18 protein-coding genes are annotated in these 18,460 nt (G+C 73.6%); 11 read left to right on the top strand and 7 right to left on the bottom strand.

Going from position 1 to position 18,460, the window contains the following annotated elements; translation table 11 throughout:
- Nucleotides 1-20: 20 nt before the first annotated feature.
- From AB0J76_RS36100 to AB0J76_RS36060, 9 genes are all read left to right on the top strand, one after another.
- Nucleotides 21-590, top strand: a complete 570-nt coding sequence (locus tag AB0J76_RS36100) for an RNA polymerase sigma factor (RefSeq protein ID WP_352326896.1) — start codon at nucleotides 21-23, stop codon at nucleotides 588-590.
- Nucleotides 590-1,528 carry a CU044_5270 family protein gene (locus tag AB0J76_RS36095; protein WP_352326897.1) on the top strand — a complete coding sequence of 313 codons (939 nt, stop codon included), beginning with the start codon at nucleotides 590-592 and terminating at the stop codon, nucleotides 1,526-1,528. The genes AB0J76_RS36100 and AB0J76_RS36095 overlap by 1 nt, the downstream gene beginning before the upstream one ends.
- Before the next feature lie 256 nt (nucleotides 1,529-1,784).
- Nucleotides 1,785-2,201, top strand: coding sequence for a MarR family transcriptional regulator (locus tag AB0J76_RS36090; RefSeq protein WP_352326898.1), 417 nt, complete (start codon nucleotides 1,785-1,787; stop codon nucleotides 2,199-2,201).
- Nucleotides 2,202-2,490: 289 nt separating this feature from the next.
- Nucleotides 2,491-6,168 carry a nitrate reductase subunit alpha gene (locus AB0J76_RS36085; RefSeq protein WP_352326899.1) on the top strand — a complete coding sequence of 1,226 codons (3,678 nt, stop codon included), beginning with the start codon at nucleotides 2,491-2,493 and terminating at the stop codon, nucleotides 6,166-6,168.
- Nucleotides 6,168-7,766 carry a nitrate reductase subunit beta gene (gene narH, locus AB0J76_RS36080; protein ID WP_352326900.1) on the top strand — a complete coding sequence of 533 codons (1,599 nt, stop codon included), beginning with the start codon at nucleotides 6,168-6,170 and terminating at the stop codon, nucleotides 7,764-7,766. Before AB0J76_RS36085 ends, narH begins: the two co-directional genes overlap by 1 nt.
- The gene (gene narJ / locus AB0J76_RS36075; protein WP_352326901.1) at nucleotides 7,763-8,380 is read left to right on the top strand and encodes a nitrate reductase molybdenum cofactor assembly chaperone; all 618 of its coding nucleotides are present in this window, start codon (nucleotides 7,763-7,765) and stop codon (nucleotides 8,378-8,380) included. Before narH ends, narJ begins: the two co-directional genes overlap by 4 nt.
- Nucleotides 8,377-9,066, top strand: coding sequence for a respiratory nitrate reductase subunit gamma (gene narI / locus AB0J76_RS36070; RefSeq protein ID WP_352326902.1), 690 nt, complete (start codon nucleotides 8,377-8,379; stop codon nucleotides 9,064-9,066). Before narJ ends, narI begins: the two co-directional genes overlap by 4 nt.
- Nucleotides 9,063-9,698, top strand: coding sequence for an HPP family protein (locus AB0J76_RS36065; protein ID WP_352326903.1), 636 nt, complete (start codon nucleotides 9,063-9,065; stop codon nucleotides 9,696-9,698). The genes narI and AB0J76_RS36065 overlap by 4 nt, the downstream gene beginning before the upstream one ends.
- Before the next feature lie 7 nt (nucleotides 9,699-9,705).
- The gene (locus AB0J76_RS36060) at nucleotides 9,706-10,161 is read left to right on the top strand and encodes a MarR family transcriptional regulator (RefSeq protein WP_352326904.1); all 456 of its coding nucleotides are present in this window, start codon (nucleotides 9,706-9,708) and stop codon (nucleotides 10,159-10,161) included.
- Nucleotides 10,162-10,183: 22 nt separating this feature from the next.
- Here the strand turns inward: AB0J76_RS36060 and AB0J76_RS36055 are convergent, their stop codons facing one another.
- Nucleotides 10,184-11,239 carry a hypothetical protein gene (locus AB0J76_RS36055; RefSeq protein ID WP_352326905.1) on the bottom strand — a complete coding sequence of 352 codons (1,056 nt, stop codon included), beginning with the start codon at nucleotides 11,237-11,239 and terminating at the stop codon, nucleotides 10,184-10,186.
- 305 nt (nucleotides 11,240-11,544) lie between these two features.
- Here AB0J76_RS36055 and AB0J76_RS36050 point away from each other — a divergent pair, with 305 nt between their 5' ends.
- Nucleotides 11,545-12,663 carry a class I SAM-dependent methyltransferase gene (locus AB0J76_RS36050; RefSeq protein ID WP_352326906.1) on the top strand — a complete coding sequence of 373 codons (1,119 nt, stop codon included), beginning with the start codon at nucleotides 11,545-11,547 and terminating at the stop codon, nucleotides 12,661-12,663.
- 137 nt (nucleotides 12,664-12,800) lie between these two features.
- The gene (locus AB0J76_RS36045) at nucleotides 12,801-13,445 is read left to right on the top strand and encodes a methyltransferase domain-containing protein (RefSeq protein ID WP_364392147.1); all 645 of its coding nucleotides are present in this window, start codon (nucleotides 12,801-12,803) and stop codon (nucleotides 13,443-13,445) included.
- Between the two features lie 24 nt (nucleotides 13,446-13,469).
- Here AB0J76_RS36045 and AB0J76_RS36040 read toward each other — a convergent pair whose 3' ends face one another.
- From AB0J76_RS36040 to AB0J76_RS36015, 6 genes are read right to left on the bottom strand one after another with little or no spacing between them, the layout of a single operon-like run.
- Nucleotides 13,470-14,741 (bottom strand): cytochrome P450, encoded by a 1,272-nt coding sequence (locus AB0J76_RS36040; protein WP_364392144.1) that lies wholly within the window; start codon nucleotides 14,739-14,741, stop codon nucleotides 13,470-13,472.
- Nucleotide 14,742: 1 nt separating this feature from the next.
- Nucleotides 14,743-14,943 carry a ferredoxin gene (locus tag AB0J76_RS36035; protein WP_352327212.1) on the bottom strand — a complete coding sequence of 67 codons (201 nt, stop codon included), beginning with the start codon at nucleotides 14,941-14,943 and terminating at the stop codon, nucleotides 14,743-14,745.
- Complete coding sequence (locus AB0J76_RS36030) at nucleotides 14,940-15,548, bottom strand: helix-turn-helix domain-containing protein (protein WP_352327213.1); 609 nt, start codon at nucleotides 15,546-15,548, stop codon at nucleotides 14,940-14,942. The genes AB0J76_RS36035 and AB0J76_RS36030 overlap by 4 nt, the downstream gene beginning before the upstream one ends.
- Nucleotides 15,549-15,593: 45 nt before the next feature.
- Nucleotides 15,594-15,980, bottom strand: coding sequence for a FixH family protein (locus AB0J76_RS36025; RefSeq protein WP_352327214.1), 387 nt, complete (start codon nucleotides 15,978-15,980; stop codon nucleotides 15,594-15,596).
- Nucleotides 15,977-17,254, bottom strand: coding sequence for a hypothetical protein (locus AB0J76_RS36020; RefSeq protein ID WP_352327215.1), 1,278 nt, complete (start codon nucleotides 17,252-17,254; stop codon nucleotides 15,977-15,979). The genes AB0J76_RS36025 and AB0J76_RS36020 overlap by 4 nt, the downstream gene beginning before the upstream one ends.
- A complete protein-coding gene (locus AB0J76_RS36015; RefSeq protein ID WP_352327216.1) occupies nucleotides 17,251-18,333 on the bottom strand; it encodes a hypothetical protein in 1,083 nt (360 codons plus the stop codon). The genes AB0J76_RS36020 and AB0J76_RS36015 overlap by 4 nt, the downstream gene beginning before the upstream one ends.
- Between the last annotated feature and the right edge of the window lie 127 nt (nucleotides 18,334-18,460).

The following is an 18,460-nucleotide window of genomic DNA, read 5'->3' as shown; positions in this document are numbered from 1 at the left end:
GTCCCCGTGGAAGGAATGATGTGACCCTGCAGAACCTCTCGGAGCAGGACGACGCGGAGGTGATCCTCCGCTCCCGGGACGACCCCGAACAGTTCGCCACGCTGTTCGACCGCCACGCCCGGCAGATCCACCTCTACGTCGCGCGCCGGCTCGGCACGCAGGCCGCCGACGACATCGTGGCGGAGACGTTCCTGGCCGCCTTCCGCCGCCGCGCGTCCTACGATCCCGCCGTCCGCCTGGCCAGGCCCTGGCTGTACGGCATCGCCACCAAGCTGATCGCCCGGCACCGGCGCGACGAGGAACGGCTCCTGCGGGCGCTGAGCCGTACCGGGGCGGAGCCGCTGCCCGAGCCGCTCGGGGACGTCGTCACCCGGCGCGTCGCGGCCCAGGGCGAGGAGCGCCGGCTGCTGGCGGCGCTGGCGGCGCTGTCGCCCGGCGACCGCGACGTCCTGCTGCTCGTCGCGTGGGAGGACATGAGCCTGGAGGAGGCCGCGCAGGCCCTGGGCATCCCGGCGGGAACCGCGCGCTCCCGCATGCACCGCGCGCGCAAGAAGATCAAGGCCGTGCTTCCCGCGGAGGAGGAGAACTGATGGACGACCTGAACGCGGTGCGGCGACTGCGCCGCTCCGTCCCGGAGATGACGCCGCAGGCGGAGGGCGCGGCCCGGGCCAGGCTGCTGACCGCGCTACGGACGCCCGCGCCGCCCCGGCGGCGCCCGGCGCGTCCGGTGTGGCGGCTCGCGACGGCGCTCGTCCTGGCCGTCCTGGCGGGCCTCGGCTGGGCCGCCACCCGTGCGCCCGGCGCCGCACCGGTGGCGAGCGTGCGGGAGCTGAGCGAATGGGCCGCCGGCGCGGCGGAGGGCGCCCCCGACCCGGGCGCCCGCGGCGACCAGTGGCTCTACGTCAAGGGACTGAGCGCCGCACCCGGCGCCTACAGCGGGTACGGGGTCGACACGGGCAGGCGGATCACCTCCGAGGTGTGGACGAGCGTCGACGGCAAGAAGATCGCCTGGTACGACGACAAGGGCGAGCTCCTCGTCCAGTACACCCACCCCGGCGTCGGCGCCGCCGACCTGGCCGTGGAGCCCGTCACCGCACAGACCGTGACCGACCGGCTCAGGGCCGCGCTGCGCCCGCTCGAGTCGTCGGCCGGCGACCCGCCGACTCCCATGAACGAGCGGCTCTTCCAGGCGATCTACCAGTTGATGGGCGAGCAGGCGCTCCCGCCGCGGGTGCGGGCCGCGCTGTTCCGCGCCCTGTCGGGCATCGAGGGCGTGCAGGTCACCCCCGACGCGGTCGACGCCGCCGGCCGGCGCGGCGTCGCCTTCAGCTACACCGGCGACTGGGCCCGCTACGACCTCATCCTCAGCCCCGCCGACTACCGCTTCCTGGGCACCTACGGCGTCAGCGTGACCGACCGCGCCTTCACGTGGACGGGAGGCAGCGCCGACGTGCCCGCCGGCACCCCGGTCACCTGGACGGCCCAGCTCGGCACCGGCCTGGTCGACGAACCCGGACGGCGTCCCTGAGGGCCCGCAATTCATCACCATGTGAAAACCTCACGGGAAAAGCACTGTCATGGGGGGTGAACAACGTCGCTCCGCCGGACGGCGGCGTCGTCCGGGCCCGTGCCGGCCGGGGTGCGTCAAGGGCGGGCCGCCTGCTAGGACTTTCCTTTCGGCCGTCGGCGGAGTGATGAATGGATGGCCCGTTATGTGGGAAAATGTCGGACCAGCGGCTTCGGTATTCCCCGGCCGCTCCACGACACCGCTCGAAGGTGCGGTCATGGACGACTCGGCATGGCACATCGAGGAGGCGTCCCTGGTGCTGGTGGAGGCGACGCTCGACGCCATGGCCGCGCTGGGCGACCTGTCCGTGCCCCGGCTGCGGGTGCTGCTGGCGGTCGACCGGCACGGCCCGATGAACCTCCGCTCCCTGGCCGGTCGCCTGGACATGTCGCTGTCGGCGGCCGGCCGGGTGGTCGACCGCCTGGACACCGCCGGCCTGCTGAGCAGGGCTCCGGCCGCCCACAGCCGCCGGGAGATCCGCATCACCACGACCCCGGCCGGCCGGGAGGTGCTGGAGCGGCTGCGCGCCGCGCGGCGGCAGCGCATCGGCCAGGCGCTGGAGAAACTGGCCCCGGACGACCACGCGACGCTCGTCCGCGTGTTGCGGCGGCTGACCGAGGCGGCCGACTCCTGACCACCTGATCCGCCAATATCAGCCGCTATTTCCCCTTATTTCGCGAAATTTCGGTCGAAAGACTTAATTGTGTTTTCGGGGGCGGCGAAACCTCCTCGCGGAACTAACAGATTCCATATGGACACTGTCGCATGCTAGAAACAGTCGTCTGACTGCACGCCTTTACTTTCAGTCGATTCGCCGGTTTCCGGGCGCAGGGAGAGGGCCGCGTCCCGGCCGGGCCGGCGCGCATACCCGAAAGCATCATCTCCATGCGAGGAGGTCATGTGTCGTGCCTGGCGGAATACGCATGCATCTGACACGAGCCGAACGCGCCGCCGACACGGCGGCCGCCCGGTTGCTGGCGGCGGGCACCCACCTGCTGCGCGCCGACACCACGCCCGACCGGCGGGCGGTGTACCGCGGCGAGGACAAGGTCAACGACTCCCCGTACCGGCGCCGGTGGGCGCACGACAAGGTGGTGCGGTCCACCCATGGGGTCAACTGCACCGGCTCGTGCTCCTGGAAGGTCTACGTCAAGGACGGCCTGATCACCTGGGAGACCCAGCAGACCGACTACCCCAGCGTCGGCCCCGATCGTCCCGAGTACGAGCCGCGCGGCTGCCCCCGCGGCGCCGCCTTCTCCTGGTACACCTACTCGCCCACCCGGGTGCGCTACCCGCACGCCCGCGGCGTCCTGGTGGAGCTGTACCGGGAGGCCAGGGCGCGCCTGGGCGACCCGGTCGCGGCCTGGGCCGAGATCACCACCGATCCCCGCAAACGCCACCGCTACCAGTCGGCGCGCGGCCAGGGCGGCTTGGTCCGCATCGAGTGGGACGAGGCGCTGGAGATCGCCGCGGCGGCCCACGTGCACACGCTCATGACGTACGGGCCCGACCGGGTGGCCGGGTTCTCGCCGATCCCGGCCATGTCGATGGCCTCGCACGCGGTGGGGGCCCGGTTCATGTCGCTGATCGGCGCGCCGATGTTGTCCTTCTACGACTGGTACGCCGACCTGCCCGTGGCCTCGCCGCAGGTCTTCGGCGACCAGACCGACGTGCCGGAGTCGGGCGACTGGTGGGACGCGGCCTACCTCATGCTGTGGGGCTCCAACGTCCCGGTCACCCGCACCCCCGACGCCCACTGGGTCACCGAGGCCCGCTACCGGGGTCAGAAGGTCATCGTGGTCTCGCCCGACTACTCCGACGCCACCAAGTTCGCCGACGAGTGGCTGCACCCCCATCCCGGCACCGACGGCGCGCTGGCCGTGGCCATGGGGCACGTCATCCTGCGCGAGTTCTTCGCCGAACGGCAGGTCCCGCACTTCACCGGCTACGTCAAGCGCTTCACCGACCTGCCCTTCCTGGTGCGATTGGAGGAGCACGACGACGGCGGGCTGCGTCCCGGCAAGTTCCTGACCTCGGCGGACCTGGGCGGCCAGGAGGAGGCGGCCCGCTGGCGGCCGATGATCCTCGACGCCGCGACCGGCCGCCCGGTCGCGCCCAACGGCACGCTGGGCGACCGCTGGAGCGCCGAGCAGGGACGCTGGAACCTCGACCTCGGCGACCTCGACCCGCTGCTCACCCTGCACGCGCCCGGCTGCGACGGCGCCGAGGTGGTCCTGCCGCGCTTCGACGAGCCGGGCGTCGTCCGCCGGGGCGTGCCGGTCCGGCGAGTCGGCGACCGGCTCGTCACCACCGTCTTCGACCTGCTCATGGCCCAGTACGGCGTCGCCCGCCCCGGCCTGCCCGGCCGGTGGCCCACCGGCTACGACGACCCCGCCGCCCCGGGCACGCCCGCCTGGCAGGAACGCATCACCTCCACCCCGGCCGCGCAGGCGATCAGGATCGCCCGGGAGTTCGCCGCCACCGCCGAGCGCACCGGCGGCCGGGCCATGATCATGATGGGCGCGGGCACCAACCACTGGTTCCACTCCGACACCATCTACCGCTCCTTCCTGACGTTGCTGCTGCTCACCGGCTGCCAGGGCGTCAACGGCGGCGGCTGGGCCCATTACGTGGGCCAGGAGAAGGTGCGGCCGCTGGCCGGCTGGCAGCAGCTGTCCACCGCGGCCGACTGGGTGCGCCCGTCCCGCCAGATGGCCGGGACGCCGTACTGGTACCTGCACACCGGCCAGTGGCGCTACGAACGGTTCTCCGCCGGGACGTTGTCCAGCCCCGCCGGGCCCCGCCGGTTCGCCGGGCGGCACACCCTCGACCTGGTGGCGCAGTCGGCCCGGCTGGGCTGGATGCCGAGCTACCCCACCTTCGCCGCCAACCCGCTGGACCTGGGCCGCCGCATCCACGACAGCGGCGCCGACCCGGCCCGCTGGATCGCCGGCGAGGTGGAGTCCGGGCGGCTGGCGTTCGCCTGCGAGGACCCCGACGCGCCGGAGAACTGGCCGCGGGTGCTCACCGTCTGGCGGGCCAACCTGATCGGCTCCTCGGCCAAGGGCAACGAGTACTTCCTGCGCCACCTGCTGGGCGCGCCCGACAACGCCACCGCCGAGGAGGCGCCGCCGTCCGGCCGCCCGCGGGAGGTCACCTGGCGGGACGCGCCGCGCGGCAAGCTCGACCTGCTGCTCGCCCTCGACTTCCGGATGACGTCCACGACGCTCTTCGCCGACCTGGTGCTGCCCGCCGCCACCTGGTACGAGAAGCACGACCTGTCCAGCACCGACCTGCACCCGTTCGTGCACGCCTTCACCCCGGCGATCAACCCGCCCTGGCGGGCCCGCACCGACTTCGACATCTTCCATTCCCTGGCCCGCAAGCTGAGCGAGCTGGCCGCCGGCCGCCTCGACGTCGCCCACGACCTGGTGGCCACCGCGCTCCAGCACGACACGCCCGGCGAGATCGCCCAGCCCGGCGGCGGCGTCCCCGACTGGCGCGAGAGCGGCGAGACGCCCGAGCCCGGCCGCACCATGCCCGCGGTGACGCTGGTCGAGCGGGACTACACCGCGATCGCCGACAAGCTGGCCGCCTTCGGCCCGCTGGCCGAGCGGCAGGGCATGACCGTCAAGGGCGTCACCGTGCGGCCCGGCCCCGAGTCGGCCTGGCTGGCCGCGCGCTGCGGCACGGCCGCCGGCGGCCCGGCCGAGGGCCGTCCGCTGCTGGACAGCGACGTCAAGCTGTGCGAGGCGATCCTGGCGCTGTCGGGCACCACCAACGGCAGGATCGCCGCCGAGGGCTTCGACCGGCTCGCCGAGCGCTGCGGGCCCGGCTCGGGGCTGTCGGAGCTGGGCGCGTCGGTCGCCGGGCGCCGCACGGTGTTCTCCGACACCCAGGACCGGCCGGTGGCCGCCGGGGCCAGCTTCGAGTGGTCGGGCGCGGAGGGGCACGACCGCCGCTACGCGCCGTTCACCATCAACACCGAGCACCGCAAGCCCTGGCACACGCTCACCGGCCGCCAGCACTTCTACCTCGACCACGACTGGATGGCCGAGCTGGGCGAGCAGCTGCCCGTCTACCGGCCGCCGCTCGACCTCGACGCGCTGGGGGAGTGCCTGCCCGCCGCGCCCGACGGCGGCAAGGCGGTGAACGTGCGCTACCTCACCCCGCACTCCAAGTGGTCGATCCACTCCGAGTACCAGGAGAACCTGCTCATGCAGACGCTGGCCAGGGGCGGCCCGGTCATCTGGATCAGCGTCGAGGACGCCGCCGCGATCGGCGTGGCCGACAACGACTGGATCGAGGCCGTCAACGTCAACGGCGTCGTGGTGGCCCGCGCCGTCGTCTCCCACCGCATGCCGCCCGGCACCGTGTTCATGTACCACGTCCAGGAGCGGCTGGTGAACGTGCCCAAGTCGCAGACGACCGGCCGGCGCGGCGGCGTGCACAACGCGCTCACCAAGCTCCTGGTCAAGCCGACCCACCTGATCGGCGGGTACGGCCAGCTCTCCTTCGCCCCCAACTACTACGGCCCCACCGGCAACCAGCGCGACGCGGTGACCGTCGTCCGCCGCCGGGATCAGGAGGTGCGTTACTGATGCGACCGATGGCCCAGATCGCCATGGTGATGAACCTGGACAAGTGCATCGGCTGTCACACCTGCTCGGTGACCTGCAAGCAGACGTGGACCAACCGGCCGGGCACCGAGTACGCCTGGTTCAACAACGTCGAGACCCGCCCCGGCCAGGGCTACCCGCGGGGCTGGCAGGACCAGGAGCGCTGGCGGGGCGGCTGGCGGCTGCGCCACGGCCGTCTGGTCCCCCGCGCCGGCGGCCGGCTGCGCCGCCTGGCCACGCTCTTCGCCAACCCCGAGTTCCCCGGCCTGGACGACTACTACGAGCCGTGGACCTACGACTACGACAACCTCACCAGCGCGCCGCTCGGCGACGACGTGCCGACCGCGCCGCCCCGCTCGCTCATCGACGGGCGGCCGACCGCCGTCACCTGGGGCCCGAACTGGGACGACGACCTGGGCGGCGGCCCGGAGCAGCTGTCGGCCGACGTCGTCCTGCGCAAGGTGAGCGACACCGTGCGCCTGGACTACGAGCGGGCGTTCATGTTCCACCTGCCGCGCATCTGCGAGCACTGCCTCAACCCGTCGTGCGTGGCCGCCTGCCCGTCGGGGGCGATGTACAAGCGCATGGAGGACGGCATCGTGCTGGTCGACCAGGACCGGTGCCGGGGGTGGCGCATGTGCGTGTCCGGCTGCCCGTACAAGAAGGTGTACTTCAACCACCAGACCGGCAAGGCCGAGAAGTGCACGTTCTGCTACCCGCGCATCGAGGCGGGGGAGCCGACGGTCTGCTCCGAGACGTGCGTCGGCCGCCTGCGCTACCTCGGGGTCATGCTCTACGACGCCGACCGCATCGGCGCGGCCGCCGCCGTCCCGGACGAGCGCGACCTGTACCCGGCGCAGCTCGACTGCTTCCTCGACCCCGCCGACCCCGAGGTGGTCGCCGCCGCCGAGGCGGCGGGCATCCCGCACGACTGGCTGGAGGCGGCCCGCCGCTCGCCCGTCCACCGGCTCATCACCGAGTTCCGCATCGCGCTGCCGCTGCATCCGGAGTACCGCACCATGCCCATGGTCTGGTACGTCCCGCCGCTGTCGCCCATCGTCGACGCGCTGGCCGAGACCGGGCACGACGGCGAGGACGCGGGCAACCTGTTCGGCGCCATCGACTCGCTGCGCATCCCGGTCGGCTACCTCGCCGAGCTGTTCACCGCGGGCGACCCGGCGCCGGTGGAGGCCGCGCTGCACCGCCTGGCCGCCATGCGCGCCCACATGCGGGCCCGCAACCTCGGCGACGAGCCGGACCCGGGCATCGCCGCCGGGACCGGCCTGCGGGCCGCCGACCTGGAGAGCATGTACCGCCTGCTCGCCCTCGCCAAGTACGACGAGCGGTACGTCATCCCCACCGCCTACGTCACCTCCGATCACACCGACCCCGCCGATCCCGCCGGGCACGCCGGCTGCAGCCTGGACGCCCCCGGCGGCCCCGGCATGCTCGCCGAGAGCTTCCACAGCGCCCCCGTCACCAGGGACGACCGGCTGCGCGGCCGGGTCAACCTGCTCGACTGGGACGGCAAGGGCGCCCCTGACGGCCTGTTCCCGCCCAGGGACGAGGCGGCCGAGTGAACCGCTACGACGCCCGCCTGATCCACCAGGCCGCCTCCCTGCTCCTGAGCTACCCGGGCGACGACTGGACCGCCCGCCTCGGCCTGGTCCGCGACGCCCTCGGCGTGACGGGCGGCGCCGCCGCCGAGCGCCTGCGCGGCTTCTGCGCCGAGGCGGCGGCCCTGCCCGCGCTCGACGCCGGCGCCGCGTACGTGTCCACGTTCGACCGCAGCGGCCGGCGCACGCTCCACATGACCTACTACGGCGACGGCGACACCCGCCGGCGCGGCGAGTCCCTGCTGGAGCTCAAGACGCTCTACCGCGCGCACGGCTGGCGGCCCGGCGCCGGCGAGCTGCCCGACTTCCTGCCGGTGATGCTGGAGTTCGCCGCCCGCGTGCCGGGGCCCGGCATCCGGCTGTTGCGCGACCACCGGCCCGGCCTCGACCTGCTGCACGCCGGCCTGACCGCCCGCCGCAGCCGCTACGCCGCCGTCGTGGAGGCCGTGCGGCTGACGCTGCCGCGCGCCACGTCCGCCGACCGCCGGGTCGTGGACGAGCGGACGGCGCTCGGCCCGCCCGCCGAACGCGTCGGCCTCACCGTCCTGCCTGAGGTTCCCGGAGGAGTCCGCCGATGAGGCATCTCGACATCGCCCTGTGGGGCGTTCTGCCGTACGTCGTCCTGGTGTTGTTCGTCGCCGGGGCCGTCTGGCGTCACCGCTACGACCGGTTCGGGCTGACCACCCGCTCCAGCCAGCTCCACGAGAGCCGCCTGCTGCGGGTGGGCGGGCCGCTGTTCCACTTCGGGCTGCTGTTCGTGATCGCCGGTCACCTCGTCGGCCTGCTCGTCCCGGAGCGGTTCACCGAGGCGGTGCACGTGAGCGAGCCCATGTACCGGCTCAACGCGCTGGTCGTCGGCGGGCTGGCCGGGCTGGCCACCGTGATCGGGCTCGGCGTGCTGCTGTGGCGGCGGCTGCGCGTACGGGCCGTGCGCCGGGCCTCCGGCCGCTCCGACCGCGTCCTGTACCCGGTGCTGGCCACCGTGCTGCTCGCCGGGCTGGTCGCCACGCTGCTCGGGCCGTCCGGCCACTACGACTACCGGCTCGGCGTGTCGGTGTGGTTCCGCAGCCTGCTCGAACTGGAGCCGGACGTCGACGCCATGGCCTCGGCGCCGTTCGTGTTCCAGGCGCACACGCTGCTCGGCCTGGCCCTGTTCGCGCTGTGGCCGTTCAGCCGCCTGGTCCACGCCTTCGCCGCGCCCGTCGCCTACCTGGCCAGGCCGTACATCGTCTACCGCTCCCGCGGTGGCGCGCTGCCCCGATGAGCGCCGAAGCCGCCGCGGAAGGAACGGAAGGAACGGAAGGCGCGGAGGGGGCGGCCGGCGGCCAGGCCCGGGAGCGGCGGGCGGTCAGGGCGCGGGTCGCCACGGCGTGCGCGGTCGCCGCGCGGGCCGCGGTGTGCATCAGCGTGCCCGCCCTGGTCGCCTGGCTGGCCCACCAGCCGTTCGTCTTCCCGTCCCTGGGGCCGACGATCTACCTGGTGCTCACCGCGCCGGGGGCGCCGGCCGCCGCTCCCCGCCGTACCGTCGCCGGGCACGCCATCAGCGCCGCCGGGGGCTACCTGGCCCTCACCCTCACCGGGCTGACGCGTACCGCGCCCGACCTGGGGCACATCGACGGGCGCCGGGTGCTCGCCGTCGTGATCGCGTTGTCCTGCACGACGCTGGGCATGCTGGCCACCGACAGCTCCCATCCGCCCGGCGGCGCGACCACGCTGATCGTGGCGCTGGGCTTCCTGCGCACCCCGCTGAACCTGGCCGTCCTGCTGACCGCCGTGGTGCTCACGACCCTCCTCCTGCTCGCGCTGGGACGCCTGCGCGTCTCCCGCGTGGTAACTTCGCAGAAGAAGTTACTTCTTGGAGGATTTATCTTCCCCAAGAAGGAGGACAGGAAGTGAGGACCGCGTGCCGAACACCCCCGACCCGTCGGACGCCGGCCGGCGCTACCGCCGCTACCTGAGCGCGGTCATGCTGCACGGCCACGCCGGCGCCAAAGCCTGCGGCCTGGGCGCCACCGACCTGTACGCCCTGAACATCCTCGAACTGGCCGGCCCGATGACCCCCGGCGAGCTCGGCGTCCGCACCGGCCTGACCACCGGCCCGACCACCCGGCTGATCGACCGGCTGGAGCAGGCCGGGTACGTCCGCCGCGTGCCCGCCCCCGACGACCGCCGCAAGGTGATCGTCGAGCCGGTCGGCAGGCCCGCCCAGCTCGACGCGGTCATGGCCCCCGTCCGGCAGAAGATCGGCGACATCCTCGCTGACTACCCGGCCGAGCACCTCGACGTGCTCTACGACTACTTCGACCGGGCCGCCCGCGCCTACCAAGAGGCCGCCGAGGACCTGCGCTCCGGCTCCTGACCCCGGTTTCTGGCCCCTGCTGTCAGCGGAAGTCGGAGATGCGCAGCACCGCCAGCATGTCCGTCGCCCGCGAACCGGTCGAGAACGACGCCTCCACCCCGACCCAGCCGCGGAAGGCCCCCGTGTCGTCGATGATCTGCATCAGCGGCTTGACGTGCGAGTTGCCCGTGTAGCAGAACTCGCCGCGCTCCATCGCCAGGCACGTGCACCAGTGCCACAGCGTGTCACGCCGGTCGGACTTGGAGATCGTCGTCAGGTAGTACTGGATGGAGCTGACATTGGCCTTCGTGCCGCCGCCGTACTTGGGGCAGCCGCCCGACTTCTGGCACGCCCCCCGCGAGGACGGCTGCAGGTAGGTCAGGCACGAGGTGGTCGACTTGCAGGCGCGGAAGGAGGAGTGGCCGAACGGCTGGTTCGCCGAGTTGACCAGCGTGCCGCTCGCCCAGCTCGTCAGGTCCTGCCTGAGCGAGCCGGGGAAGGCCCGCACCGAGCTCATCGCGCGCCGGGTGCCGATCGCGGCGTTGCTGCCGTAGCCGTAGCCGTGCGTGGCCAGGCTGCTGCCCTTGAGGTCGAGACGGGCCAGCCTGCCGTCGGGCGAGGTGCGCACGTACCACTGCTCGGTCCAGGTCTGGGCGATCTTCCACCGGATCGTGAGCACGTTGCCCGCCAGCGTGTACGTCCCCGTACGGGTCTCGCTCGGGCCACCCGTGTACCCGCCCGCGGTCAGCACCTCGCAGCCGCGCGGCCGCGACGAGACGCCGCCGGCCCTGGTGGTGCAGCTCGGGTCGGGCACGGTGCCGGTGCGCTGCCTGGCCTTGGGGAAACGCTGCCACCACAGGTACAGGGCGGCGCTCACCGTGCCGTTCGCGGCGAAGCGGTAGGTGCCCAGGCGCACCCAGTTCTGCCGGGAGGCGGCCTGGAGATGGCCCTGCGAGACGACGAACGTGGACTTGCCGCCCGGCAGCGGCGAGGCGGCCGCCCTGGCCGCAACAGTGGCCGTGGCAGTGGCCGTCACCGGCTGGGCGGGGAGAAGGGCGAGGGCGAGCACGAAGGAGAGGACTGCCGCTGCGGTACGCATGGAGAGACTCCGTAGGGCTTGCTGGCGTTGGCCGATGGTCAACGGCCCACCGTATTCCGGCTCGACCCGATCTGTCCTTGAAACGCGGTCAGGAGGAACCTGACAGCGCTCGACGTCCGTCCGTGAAGCTAGGATGAAGGGGTTCCCAGCAGCGCGAGGAGGTTGATCATGTCGTTCCCACCGCCCGGCATGGTTCTCGGCGACGCCCCGGCGCGCACTTCCTCGCGGGAGGCCGCCACAGGCTGACCCTCTCCACGTCGAAGTGCTTCTCATGGCCATCACTGGTTCGATCATGAGGAGCCCGAGTGCTCGAGATCCGCTGGACCGAAGACGGCGAGGCCCGCTCGGCCCGCTGGCGTTCGGAGAACGGCTCGCCGCCGCCCGCCCGCGTGGTGATCGCCGACGAGCGCCTGGCCGCGGCCACGGCGTACCGGCTGGCCTGCGAGGGCACCGCGCTGCTGTGGCGCGGCGACTTCCACGCCGCCCGCCGCCTGCTGCGCGCCATGACCCGCCGCGCCGACCACCGCCTACCCACCCCCGCGCCTGCGTCGTCGCCCGCGCGGGCCTTTCACCAGTACCGGCAGGCTCGCTCCCAGCGGGCCGTCACGCTGGGCCGGTTGCTGGTGCCGCTCGACCCGGACCACAGCGTCCCCCTGCGGCGCGCCCCCGACGTGCGGAGCGCGTGCGCGCAGGTCTACGGGCCCGCGACGGAGGCTTCGGTGACCTCGCTGCGGGAGCTGCTGGGCATCGTCGGGGCGTACGAGTGGCGCAGGCGAGGCGTCGAGGTGCCCTCCCTGAACGACCGCATCCATCCCCATTACGGCGTCTTCTCGCCGGTGCGCGGCGAGTACGTCGACCTGGTGGCCGCGGCCCCGCTGGTCTCGCGCGCCGGGGCGTTCGACGTCGGCACCGGGACCGGCGTGCTCGCCGCGGTCCTCGCCCGCAGAGGCGTCGAGCGCGTCGTGGCCACCGACCGGGACCCGCGCGCCGTGGCCTGCGCCCGCGACAACCTGCGACGGCTGGGGCTGTCCGGCCGGGTCGACGTCCTGGAGGCCGACCTCTTCCCGCCCGGACGCGCGCCGCTCGTCGTCTGCAACCCGCCCTGGCTGCCGGCCGAGCCCGCCTCGCCCCTCGACCACGCGGTCTACGACCCCGGGAGCCGCATGCTCCGCGCCTTCCTCGACGGCCTGGGCGAGCATCTCGAACCGGAGGGCGAGGGCTGGCTGATCCTGTCGGACCTGGCCGAACGGCTGGGGTTACGGACCCGGGCCGAACTGCTGTCCGCCTTCGCGAACGCGGGCCTGCGGGTCGTGGGCCGGCTCCGGATCCGGCCACGCCACCCGCGCGCCTCCGACCGGACCGACCCCCTGCACGCCGCCCGCACCGCCGAGATCACCTCCCTGTGGCGCCTCCGCCGCACGTGACGCCCTCCACCCGCGCCCGGCCGGGCCCTCCGCCCGCGCCCGGCCGGGCACTCGGTCAGCGCCCGCAAGCTCCCGGCTGCGTCGCGCGGCCGCGAGCTCGGCTGCACGGAACCTTCACCTGGTGTCCCGGGCACACCGTGCTCGACCTCGGCTGCGGCCCCGGCACCGACCTCGCGGCCATGGCCGACACCGTCACCCCCACCGGACGGGTGATCGGCCTCGACCGCGACCCGGCGATGGTCGCCGAAGCGGGCGCCCGGCTGGCCGGACGGCCCCAGGTCGAGGTGCGTCCCGGGGACGTGCACGAGCTGCCGGTCGCGGACCGGAGCATCGACCGGGCCCGTACCGACCGGGTGCTGCAACACGTGGACGACCCGGCGCGGGTGCTGGCGGAGTTCCGCCGGGTGGCGCGTCCAGGGGCGCGGATCGTCATGGCCGAGCCCGACTGGGAGGGCATGCTCGTCGACTCCCCGCGCCCGGACGTCGGCCGGACGCTGGCCCGGTTCATCTCCACCGAGATGGTCCGGCACGGCACGCTGGGCCGCAGCCTGGTCCGGCTGTGCGAGGAGGCCGGCCTCGCGGTGCGGTCGGTGGTGACGGTCGCGCCGGTCTTCCGCGACCTGGCCACCGCCGACCAGGTCCTCGGCCTGCGCCGCAACCTGGTCAGGGCCGTCGGCGCCGGATATCTCGAACCCGGCGCCGAGGAGTGGTTCGACGACCTGCGCTCCCGCCCCTTCCTGGCCTCGGCCCTGCTGTTCCTGGTGACGGCCGAAGCGGCATGATCGGCCAAGGGGGAGGGGCGAGGGTCAGCCGATGCGCAGGGGCAGGGTGCGGGGGCCGCGGACCTGGCCCGTCGCCCAGGTGACGGCGTCGGGGTCGGCGAGGGTGAAGGTGGGGATGCGCTGGAGCCAGACGTCGAGGGCGGTGCGCAGTTCCATGCGGGCCAGGTGGGAGCCGACGCAGCGGTGGATGCCGAGTCCGAAGGCGGCGTGGCGGTTGACCTCGCGGTCGATGCGGACGTCGGCGGGGTGGTCGAAGTGGGCGGGGTCGCGGTTGGCGGCGGGGAAGGAGAGCAGGACCCAGTCGTCGGCCTTCATGTCGACGCCGTTCCAGTGCATGTCGTCCTTGACGAGGCGGGCCATGGTGACGGGGGCGTAGGCGCGCAGGAACTCCTCCATGGCGGTGGGCAGCAGGGCGGGTTCGGCGACCAGGCGTTCGCGGTCGGCGGGCGTCCTGGCCAGGTGCCACAGGGACGCGCCGATCGCACTCCAGGTCGTGTCGATGCCGGCGATGAGCAGCAGCGCGATCGTGCCCGCCACGTGCCCGGCCTCCAGCTTGTGGCCGTACAGCTCGGCCTCGACGAGGTACGTCGTGAGGTCGTCGCGCGGGTGCTCCACGTGGTCGCGGATCTGGTCCAGCAGGTAGTCGAAGAGCCGTCCCATGTTGGCGGTCCGCTGCTCGGGCGGCAGGTTGACGCCTTCCAGGGCGTTCTCGATGAACTCGCGGAAGCGCGGGCCGTCCTCGGGCGGGAAGCCCAGCATGTCGGCGATCACCCGCATCGGGATGTGCTGGGCGTAGTCGCGGGCGGCGTCCACGACGTCCTGGCCCTCCAGGCCGTCGATCAGCTCGTGGCACAACGCCCGCGTCGACTCCTCCCGCCTGGCGACCGCCGTCTTGGTGAAGGCCGGCAGCAGCAGCTTGCGGGCGTCGTGGTGGAAGGGCGGGTCGGACGAGATCGGCGGCGTGCCGCCCACCGGCGCGCTCTCCCGCGGCGGCCGGAAGTTGCTCATGATGATCGAGCGTGAGGAGAACCGCTCGGTGTCGTAGGCGACGGCCGCGACGTCCTCGTAGCGGGTGGGCAGCCAGCCGCCGCCGAACCGGTCGGTGTGCGCGATCGGGCAACGTTGCCGCAGGTCGTCCTGGATGGGGTACGGGTCGGCGGCCCACTCCGGCTCCAGGTGGGAGAAGTCGGTGGCCCAGTCCGAGACCGGGCCGGTGACGATCTCGCTGCGGGTGCCGACGACCTCGTCGTCGCCGGGCTCTGCGAAGTTCTTGACGAACCGCTCGTCCACGCTCATGTCACGCCTCCCCGAGCAGGTCGATGGCCCGCTCCGGGCAGTTGGAGACGGCCAGCCGCGCGGTGCGCTCCTGGCCGGGCGGCGCCTGGCCGTCGCCGAGGACCGTTCCGTAACCTTCGTCGTCCTCGCCGAACAGGTCGGGGGCGAGGTCGTAGCAGCGGCCATGTCCCTGGCAGCGCTCGGGGTCGATCTGTACTCTCACGGCGTTCCTTCGGGCGGTGGGGCGGGGGAGAGGGCGGCGACGACGCGGATGAGCAGCCTGGCCCACTCCTCCTCGTCCACCTGGTGGGGGTCGGGGGCGATGAGCGCGCTGCCCATCGCGAGCAGGAGGCAGAAATGGGCGATCGCCTCCGGTGACAGCGCGTGGTCCAGCTCGCCGCCGTCCTGGCCGGCGCGGACCAGGCCGGCCAGCCAGTGGGCGCGCTCGCCGACGTAGTCGCGCATGGGCAGGGCCACGTCCTCGTCGCGGCGGGCGGCGGCCAGCGCCTCGACGACGAGGTCGCCGCCGGCGTCCAGGGGGCGGGGGAGCCGGCGGCCGACGGCGACGAGCAGGTCGGCGACCGGCCGGTCGGGGCCGTCGGCGAACAGGCCGTCCATCAGCCGCCGCCCGTGCGCGCCCAGCGCTGCCACGAGCAGGCCGGCCTTGGAGCCGAAGTGGGCGTACAGGGCGCCGTTGCTTACCCCGGCGGCGGCGGCGATGTCGGCGACGCGCGTGCCGTCGTAGCCGCGCCTGGCGAAGACGTCCGCGGCGGCGCGCAGCAGGCGTTCCCGCGTCTCGGCGGCGGTGACGCCGGCGATCCGTCCCATGGACGAATTAAAAGATCGTTCATTTCATCCGTCAAGAGCGGCTGCCTATCCCGTGATCGGCGCCTTCACCACCAGCACCTCCTCTCCCGCCGGGCCGCTCAGCCGGACCGACAGCTCCCACACCCCGGCCATCGGGAACAACTCGCCCTCGGCCACGTAACGGCCCGGCTGCCGCGGGTCGGCGACGATCTCGGGGGTGGCGTGGCCCATGCCGGGCATCACCGTGGACAGCGCCACCGTGTGCGGGTCGCCGGAGGTCACCCGCACCTCGGCCGTGACGCGGCCCGTCGTCGGCCTCGGGACCACGACGGTGACGGCGTACCGTTCGCCGGTGCTGGTGAGGGTGAGCGGGCCGGGCGCCGGGCCGCGCACGTACAGGAACACCGCCATGGCCGCCGCGAGCAGGGCGGCGACGGCCAGGATCCGCCTCATCCGAGGGCCTCCGCGACCTCGACGGTGAAGGGCACGGTCACGATCCGATCGGCGGCCGCGTACTGCGCCCAGGCCAGGTAGCGGCCCGGCGCCGGGAAGCTGAACGTGAAGCGCAGCCGGGGCGCGGGGGCGCCCATCTCGTGCACGTGGCCGAGGAACGCGCCGTCCTGGCTGCGCACGATCAGATGCCCCGACATGCCCAGCCACTGCCGCGGCGTGACCCCTAGAGCCACCTCGATCGCCGCCGGACGCCCCGCGACCGGCACGGACGGCCGCACCACCGGCGTGCCCCCCGCCGCGGGCGGCGCCGACGGCGGAGCGGCCACCGCGGGCCCGGCGACCCGGAACTCGCCGCCGAGCAGCTGGCCGCCGGAGTCCTCGCGTTCCAGCTCCGCGTAGGCCAGGAACCGGCCAGGCCGGTCGGCGCGCAGCCGGACCTCCAGCCGTCCGGGCGCGGTGCGCAGCGGGTGCAGGTGCCGGAACCAGGCGCCGTCCTCGCTGGTGACCACCAGGTGGGCGAGCGCCTCGTGGTGCAGGACGAGGTCGTCCACCGGATGCCCGGTCGAGCCGTCGGTGAGGTCGAGGCGCAGCGTGAACTCCGCGCCGGCCGCCGGACGGGCCGGGACGGTCGTCACCCGTCCCTGCGCGAAGGGCCGTCCGAGAGCCGTCGTGTTCACCGCCGGGGCGGCGCCGTCCGGCGGCGGGGGCGGCAACGCGGGCTCGAACACCACGACCATCGCGGCCACCGTCACCGCGGCCGCCGCGCCACCGGCCAGCAGCATCGCCGGCGTCCTGCGCGACAGCGCGCCGGTGAGCAGGCCGCCCACCAGCAGCAGCCCGGCCACCAGCAGGCCGCCGTAGATCAGGAACTCGCCGGCGGAGCCGCGGTCCACCAGGACGCGGAACGGCAGCACGGCGACCTCGTCGCCCGCCGTCAGCCTGAGCTCGTGCGGCCCGGTGCGCTCGACCGTGATCTTGACGTACCGGGGAGTGGCGGACGGCTGCGCGGTGGCCGTCGCCCTGCGGCCGTCCTCGACCGAGCGCACCTCCAGGCCGATCGGCGGCCCGGTCGCCGGCTCGTAGGCGATCACGCCGATCAGCAGCGGCCCGGGCACCCGCGACGTGCCCTTGATCACGACCGTGAGCTCGGCGCCGGCGATGGTCTGGGCGAAGCGCAGGTCCGCGCCGGCCGTGACGTTGTGGGCCGCGGCCGGGGCGGCGCCCGCGAGCAGGAGTACGGCGACGAGACACAGGACCCGGAGCGGCCGGATCATGCCCGTCCGGCGTCGGCCGCGTCCGCGGGGAGCGCGTTCGGCAGGAACAGCGCCCCGAGCGCCAGGCCGATCAGCCCGGCCACCACCGGCGCGCCGGTCCACAGCTCGGGCACCGCGGGCAGCGTGCCCACGGCCGCCGAGGCGACCCCGATGTAGAGCGACCAGGTGACGAAGGCCGACAGCCCGGCGAAGGCCCAGTAGGCGCCCCGCCGCGCGCCGGACGGGCGCAGCAGGCGGATCAGCACGTCGCTCGCCAGGCCCGCGGCGACGAACGTGAGCAGGGTCGGCGCGTTCTCGAACGCCGTCTGCGCGCCGGGCATCAGGACGGCGATCGTGTACATGACGGTCACCGCGCCGAACGGCAGGTTCCAGCGCCGGGCCACCAGCAGCACCGGGGCCAGCAGGACGACGTTGCTGATGACCATGGAGGTGGCCAGATGCTCGGCGCCGGGCCCGTCCACGCTGGAGAACGCCTCGACGACGCGCGCGGATCGGTACTGCAGGGCGTCGCCGTACGACAGGAACAGCGACACCAGCGTGGCCGCGAACGCGAGCCCGGCCAGCGCCGGGAACAGCCGCCCGAGCGAGGGCCGGACGCCGACGTCGGGGGCGTTCCAGGCCGAGCGCAGCGGCGTGGTGATGATGAGCAGCATGGTCACGATCAGCCCCAGGTGCGAGGGGCTGAACAGGATGTCGACGCTCGTCTCGATGCCGAGCACGGTGTGCCAGGTCATGTCGGCCAGCCCGAAGAGCGCGAACGCCGGGATGGCGACCAGCCCGGCCAGATAACCCTGGGGAACGGCCGCGACCCCCTGCCGGCCGAGCCGCACGTTGCGGAACACCTGCCAGATGATCCAGCCGGACACCGCCGCGAACCCGGAGTAGAACGCCGCGTGCCACGGCGTGAAGAACGTCTCCAGGTCGCTGCGGTTGGTGTGCGCCCAGGCGTCGATCATCAACCCGACGCCGAACCAGACCCCCAGCAGCGCGGTGACGAGATCCGCCCGGAGCGGCACCCACCCGCGCGGCTCCCCGGAGTCCGCAAGTAATCGTCGTACGCCCGCGTTGGCCTCTGCCACTTCGCGTCTCCCTTCTTCCATGATCGAATACTTCCAGAAGCCGCGAAGTGGCGGAAAGCCCAAGATCACTGTCGCCGAGCGGCCCGGGCCGACGCCCGTGGCCGCCAGTCTCGCCGACGGCCGCCGC

This window comes from Nonomuraea sp. NPDC049624 (assembly GCF_040675255.1).
Taxonomy (GTDB): domain Bacteria; phylum Actinomycetota; class Actinomycetes; order Streptosporangiales; family Streptosporangiaceae; genus Nonomuraea.
This window is presented reverse-complemented; position numbering and strand designations above follow the sequence as displayed.

What these genes read in the sequence shown, in the direction of transcription:
- AB0J76_RS36095 (WP_352326897.1), top strand. Translation starts at nt 590, where the DNA reads ATGGACGACCTGAACGCGGTGCGGCGACTGCGCCGCTCCGTCCCGGAG.
- AB0J76_RS36090 (WP_352326898.1), top strand. Translation starts at nt 1,785, where the DNA reads ATGGACGACTCGGCATGGCACATCGAGGAGGCGTCCCTGGTGCTGGTG.
- AB0J76_RS36085 (WP_352326899.1), top strand. Translation starts at nt 2,491, where the DNA reads ATGCATCTGACACGAGCCGAACGCGCCGCCGACACGGCGGCCGCCCGG.
- narH (WP_352326900.1), top strand. Translation starts at nt 6,168, where the DNA reads ATGCGACCGATGGCCCAGATCGCCATGGTGATGAACCTGGACAAGTGC.
- narI (WP_352326902.1), top strand. Translation starts at nt 8,377, where the DNA reads ATGAGGCATCTCGACATCGCCCTGTGGGGCGTTCTGCCGTACGTCGTC.
- AB0J76_RS36065 (WP_352326903.1), top strand. Translation starts at nt 9,063, where the DNA reads ATGAGCGCCGAAGCCGCCGCGGAAGGAACGGAAGGAACGGAAGGCGCG.
- AB0J76_RS36055 (WP_352326905.1), bottom strand. Translation starts at nt 11,239, where the DNA reads ATGCGTACCGCAGCGGCAGTCCTCTCCTTCGTGCTCGCCCTCGCCCTT.
- AB0J76_RS36040 (WP_364392144.1), bottom strand. Translation starts at nt 14,741, where the DNA reads ATGAGCGTGGACGAGCGGTTCGTCAAGAACTTCGCAGAGCCCGGCGAC.
- AB0J76_RS36030 (WP_352327213.1), bottom strand. Translation starts at nt 15,548, where the DNA reads ATGGGACGGATCGCCGGCGTCACCGCCGCCGAGACGCGGGAACGCCTG.
- AB0J76_RS36025 (WP_352327214.1), bottom strand. Translation starts at nt 15,980, where the DNA reads ATGAGGCGGATCCTGGCCGTCGCCGCCCTGCTCGCGGCGGCCATGGCG.
- AB0J76_RS36020 (WP_352327215.1), bottom strand. Translation starts at nt 17,254, where the DNA reads ATGATCCGGCCGCTCCGGGTCCTGTGTCTCGTCGCCGTACTCCTGCTC.